At 52.9% G+C, this 5,407-nt stretch carries 8 protein-coding genes; all 8 read left to right on the top strand.

Features of this window, described 5'->3' with window-relative positions; all coding sequences use genetic code 11:
* The first annotated feature begins 163 nt into the window (after window positions 1-163).
* On the top strand, window positions 164-886 hold the full coding sequence (locus HMPREF9538_RS22585) for a helix-turn-helix transcriptional regulator (RefSeq protein ID WP_002920130.1): 723 nt from the start codon (window positions 164-166) through the stop codon (window positions 884-886).
* Window positions 886-1,272 (top strand): sulfurtransferase complex subunit TusD, encoded by a 387-nt coding sequence (gene tusD / locus HMPREF9538_RS22580; protein ID WP_002920128.1) that lies wholly within the window; start codon window positions 886-888, stop codon window positions 1,270-1,272. Before HMPREF9538_RS22585 ends, tusD begins: the two co-directional genes overlap by 1 nt.
* Window positions 1,272-1,631: a sulfurtransferase complex subunit TusC gene (tusC, locus tag HMPREF9538_RS22575; RefSeq protein ID WP_004174061.1), complete on the top strand. Its 360-nt coding sequence runs from the start codon at window positions 1,272-1,274 to the stop codon at window positions 1,629-1,631. Before tusD ends, tusC begins: the two co-directional genes overlap by 1 nt.
* 7 nt (window positions 1,632-1,638) lie before the next feature.
* Window positions 1,639-1,926, top strand: coding sequence for a sulfurtransferase complex subunit TusB (tusB, locus tag HMPREF9538_RS22570; protein WP_002920119.1), 288 nt, complete (start codon window positions 1,639-1,641; stop codon window positions 1,924-1,926).
* 124 nt (window positions 1,927-2,050) lie between these two features.
* Window positions 2,051-2,425 carry a 30S ribosomal protein S12 gene (rpsL, locus tag HMPREF9538_RS22565; RefSeq protein WP_002920115.1) on the top strand — a complete coding sequence of 125 codons (375 nt, stop codon included), beginning with the start codon at window positions 2,051-2,053 and terminating at the stop codon, window positions 2,423-2,425.
* Between the two features lie 96 nt (window positions 2,426-2,521).
* A complete protein-coding gene (gene rpsG / locus HMPREF9538_RS22560; RefSeq protein ID WP_002920113.1) occupies window positions 2,522-2,992 on the top strand; it encodes a 30S ribosomal protein S7 in 471 nt (156 codons plus the stop codon).
* 96 nt (window positions 2,993-3,088) lie between these two features.
* Window positions 3,089-5,203: an elongation factor G gene (gene fusA / locus HMPREF9538_RS22555; RefSeq protein ID WP_002920103.1), complete on the top strand. Its 2,115-nt coding sequence runs from the start codon at window positions 3,089-3,091 to the stop codon at window positions 5,201-5,203.
* Window positions 5,204-5,272: 69 nt separating this feature from the next.
* Window positions 5,273-5,407, top strand: a 135-nt coding sequence (locus tag HMPREF9538_RS29310; RefSeq protein ID WP_009484166.1) for a GTP-binding protein, incomplete at its 3' end; no start/stop codon positions are given.

Below are 5,407 nucleotides of genomic sequence, written 5' to 3' on the forward strand. Positions count from 1 at the left end.
CCCCCCGCCGCGGGGGGGGGGGGGGGGGGGCTTTTTTATTGAGCGCAGATATAATTAAAACTGGAAAGATCCTCAGGCGCTGTATTACTTTAGATAGCTTAATAATGATGATGAGCCTGCCCTGACAATAACGACAGGCTCCTGAAAAGGAGTGCTTTTTTTCATGTCCAGGTCGCTTTTAACCAATGAAACCAGCGAGCTTGACCTGCTGGATCAACGTCCCTTTGACCAGACCGATTTCGATATTCTCAAATCTTATGAAGCGGTAGTGGACGGGTTGGCGATGCTCATCGGTTCGCACTGTGAAATCGTGCTGCATTCTTTGCAGGATCTGAAATGCTCTGCCATCCGTATCGCCAATGGTGAACATACCGGCCGCCAAATTGGTTCACCGATTACCGATCTTGCGCTGCGCATGCTGCACGATATGACGGGCGCCGATAGCAGCGTTTCCAAATGCTACTTTACCCGTGCTAAAAGCGGCGTACTGATGAAGTCGGTGACGATTGCCATTCGCAACCGCGATCACCGGGTGATTGGTCTGCTGTGTATCAACATGAATCTGGATGTGCCGTTTTCCCAGATCATGAGCACCTTTATTCCGCCAGAAACGCCTGAAGTGAACTCGCCGGTGAACTTTGCTTCTTCGGTAGACGATCTGGTCGCCCAGACGCTGGAGTTCACCATTGAAGAGGTGAATGCCGATCGCAGCGTGTCTAACAATGCGAAAAACCGTCAAATCGTGCTGAATCTCTACGAGAAAGGGATCTTCGATATTAAAGACGCTATTAACCAGGTAGCCGATCGTCTGAACATCTCCAAGCACACCGTCTACCTCTATATTCGCCAGTTCAAAAGCGGCGATTTCCAGGGGCTGGATAAGTAATGCGTTTTGCCCTCACGGTGACCGGCCCAGCCTATGGCACGCAGCAGGCGAGCAGCGCCTGGCAATTTGCCCAGGCCGTGCTGCAGGAAGGCCATGAGCTGGCGTGCGTTTTTTTCTATCGCGAAGGCGTGCTTAACGCTAACCAGTTGACGGCGCCCGCCAGCGATGAGTTCGATCTGGTGCGCGGGTGGCAATCCCTCCACGATGAGCACGGCGTCGCGCTGCATATCTGCGTGGCGGCCGCCCTGCGTCGTGGCGTAACGGACGAACGCGAAGCGCAACAGCTCGCTCTGCCTGGCCACAATTTGCAGCCGGGTTTTACCTTGAGCGGGCTCGGCGCGCTAGCGGAAGCGGCGCTTACTTGCGATCGGATGGTGCAGTTCTGATGAAACGTGTGGCTTTTGTATTTTCCTCTGCGCCGCACGGCAGCGCCGCTGGCAGGGAAGGCCTCGATGCCTTATTAGCAACCTCCGCGCTCACCGACGATATTGGCGTGTTTTTTGTGGGCGACGGCGTGTTTCAGCTGTTACCCGAACAGCGGCCTGGCGCTGTGCTGGCCCGCGACTACATCGCTACCTTTAAATTGCTGTCGCTATATGATATCGACCAGTGCTGGCTGTGCGCCGACTCAGCGCGAGAGCGCGGCCTGGATCCCGCGACCCCGTGGGTGGTGGATGTCGAATGCCTGGCGCCGGATGCCCTGCGCGCCCGTCTGCATGAATTTGATGTGATTTTGCGTTTCTGAGGCCCCCATGCTCCATACGCTCAGTGTTTCCCCCTGGCATGCCGACATCGCAGCGATGCTTCGTTTGATGGAGCACGGCGACGATCTGGTACTACTGTCTGACGGCGTCACCGCGGCCATCGCCGATGGTCGCTTCCTTGAGATCCTGCAATCCGCCCCCATAACCCTATACGTGCTGCAAGACGACGTTGACGCCCGCGGGCTGGCTGGTCAAATTGCGGACAGTGTCGGCAGGGTTAGCTATACTGATTTCGTCAGACTCACAGTCAAACATGCCGGTCAGTTGGCCTGGTGATGGCGGGATCGTTGTATATTTCTTGACACCTTTTCGGCACCGCCCTAAAATTCTGCGTCCTCATAATATATGAGGCGATTTATTACGTGTTTACGAAGCAAAAGCTAAAACCAGGAGCTATTTAATGGCAACAATTAACCAGCTGGTACGCAAACCACGCGCGCGCAAAGTTGCAAAGAGCAACGTGCCAGCGCTGGAAGCCTGCCCGCAGAAACGTGGCGTATGTACTCGCGTATATACCACCACTCCTAAGAAACCGAACTCCGCACTGCGTAAAGTTTGCCGTGTGCGTCTGACTAACGGTTTCGAAGTCACCTCCTACATCGGTGGTGAAGGTCACAACCTGCAGGAGCACTCCGTGATCCTGATCCGTGGCGGTCGTGTTAAAGACCTTCCGGGTGTTCGTTACCACACCGTTCGTGGTGCGCTTGACTGCTCCGGCGTTAAAGACCGTAAGCAGGCTCGCTCCAAGTACGGCGTGAAGCGTCCTAAGGCTTAATGGTTCTCCGTTAAGTAAGGCCAAACTGATTTATCTTAATGTCATACTAAACTCTTAGAGTTTTGGACAATCCTGAATTAACAACGGAGTATTTCCATGCCACGTCGTCGCGTCATTGGTCAGCGTAAAATTCTGCCGGATCCGAAGTTCGGATCAGAACTGCTGGCTAAATTTGTCAATATCCTGATGGTAGATGGTAAAAAATCTACTGCAGAAACTATCGTATACAGCGCGCTGGAGACCCTGGCTCAGCGTTCTGGTAAATCTGAACTGGAAGCCTTCGAAGTTGCGCTCGAAAACGTGCGCCCGACTGTCGAAGTTAAGTCCCGCCGCGTAGGTGGTTCTACTTATCAGGTTCCAGTTGAAGTTCGTCCGGTCCGTCGTAATGCCCTGGCAATGCGTTGGATCGTTGAAGCTGCTCGTAAACGCGGTGATAAATCCATGGCTCTGCGCCTGGCGAACGAACTCACTGATGCTGCAGACAACAAAGGTACTGCAGTTAAGAAACGTGAAGACGTTCACCGTATGGCCGAAGCCAACAAGGCGTTCGCTCACTACCGTTGGTAATCCCTTCGGAGTCATAGTCACCAGGCGGGCGCTTCAGATGAGTCGCCCGCTCTGGATAACTTAACTGAACGCCTAAAGAAATAAACGAGGAATCAAATGGCTCGTACAACACCCATCGCACGCTACCGTAACATCGGTATCAGTGCGCACATCGACGCCGGTAAAACCACTACTACCGAACGTATTCTGTTCTACACCGGTGTAAACCACAAAATCGGTGAAGTTCATGACGGCGCCGCTACCATGGACTGGATGGAGCAGGAGCAGGAACGTGGTATCACCATCACTTCCGCTGCGACTACTGCATTCTGGTCTGGTATGGCCAAACAGTATGAACCGCACCGCGTAAACATCATCGACACCCCGGGGCACGTTGACTTCACTATCGAAGTAGAACGTTCCATGCGTGTTCTTGATGGTGCGGTAATGGTTTACTGCGCAGTTGGTGGTGTTCAGCCGCAGTCTGAAACCGTATGGCGTCAGGCAAACAAATATAAAGTTCCGCGCATCGCGTTCGTTAACAAAATGGACCGCATGGGCGCTAACTTCCTGAAAGTTGTTGGTCAGATCAAAACCCGTCTGGGCGCGAACCCGGTTCCGCTGCAGCTGGCAATTGGTGCTGAAGAAGGTTTCACCGGCGTTGTTGACCTGGTGAAAATGAAAGCCATCAACTGGAACGATGCAGACCAGGGCGTAACCTTCGAATACGAAGATATCCCGGCTGACATGCAGGACCTGGCTGATGAATGGCACCAGAACCTGATCGAATCCGCAGCTGAAGCTTCTGAAGAGCTGATGGAAAAATACCTGGGTGGTGAAGAACTGACTGAAGAAGAGATCAAAAAAGCTCTGCGTCAGCGCGTTCTGAACAACGAAATCATCCTGGTAACCTGTGGTTCTGCGTTCAAGAACAAAGGCGTTCAGGCGATGCTGGATGCGGTAATTGATTACCTGCCATCCCCGGTTGACGTACCTGCGATCAACGGTATCCTGGACGACGGTAAAGATACCCCGGCTGAGCGTCACGCAAGCGACGACGAGCCGTTCTCTGCACTGGCGTTCAAAATCGCTACTGACCCGTTCGTGGGTAACCTGACCTTCTTCCGCGTGTACTCCGGTGTGGTTAACTCTGGTGATACCGTACTGAACTCCGTGAAAGCTGCACGTGAGCGTTTCGGTCGTATCGTTCAGATGCACGCTAACAAACGTGAAGAGATCAAAGAAGTTCGCGCGGGCGACATCGCTGCTGCTATCGGTCTGAAAGACGTAACCACTGGTGACACCCTGTGTGACCCGGATGCGCCGATCATTCTGGAGCGTATGGAATTCCCTGAGCCGGTAATCTCCATCGCCGTTGAGCCGAAAACCAAAGCTGACCAGGAAAAAATGGGTCTGGCTCTGGGTCGTCTGGCTAAAGAAGACCCGTCTTTCCGCGTATGGACTGACGAAGAGTCTAACCAGACCATTATCGCCGGTATGGGTGAGCTGCACCTCGACATCATCGTTGACCGTATGAAGCGTGAATTCAACGTTGAAGCGAACGTCGGTAAACCTCAGGTTGCTTACCGTGAAGCGATTCGCGCGAAAGTTACCGATATCGAAGGTAAACACGCCAAGCAGTCTGGTGGTCGTGGTCAGTACGGTCACGTTGTGATCGACATGTACCCGCTGGAGCCGGGCTCTAACCCGAAAGGTTACGAGTTCATCAACGACATCAAAGGTGGTGTAATTCCTGGCGAATACATCCCGGCCGTTGATAAAGGCATCCAGGAACAGCTGAAAGCTGGTCCGCTGGCAGGTTACCCGGTAGTTGATATGGGTATCCGTCTGCACTTCGGTTCTTACCACGACGTTGACTCCTCTGAGCTGGCGTTTAAACTGGCTGCGTCTATTGCCTTTAAAGAAGGCTTTAAGAAAGCAAAACCAGTTCTGCTTGAGCCGATCATGAAGGTTGAAGTAGAAACTCCGGAAGAGAACACTGGTGACGTTATCGGTGACTTGAGCCGTCGTCGCGGTATGCTGCGCGGTCAGGAATCCGAAGTAACCGGCGTTAAGATCCACGCTGAAGTACCGCTGTCCGAAATGTTCGGTTATGCAACTCAGCTGCGTTCTCTGACCAAAGGTCGTGCATCATACACCATGGAATTCCTGAAGTATGATGATGCGCCGAACAACGTTGCTCAGGCCGTTATTGAAGCCCGTGGTAAATAATCCACAGGATTAAAACCTAAGTCCCGTGCTCTCTCCGAAGGGGAGAGCACTATAGTAAGGAATATAGCCGTGTCTAAAGAAAAATTTGAACGTACAAAACCGCACGTCAACGTTGGTACTATCGGCCACGTTGACCATGGTAAAACTACCCTGACTGCTGCCATCACTACCGTTCTGGCTAAAACCTACGGTGGTTCCGCTCGC

The organism is Klebsiella sp. MS 92-3 (genome assembly GCF_000195655.1).
Lineage (GTDB): Bacteria > Pseudomonadota > Gammaproteobacteria > Enterobacterales > Enterobacteriaceae > Klebsiella > Klebsiella pneumoniae.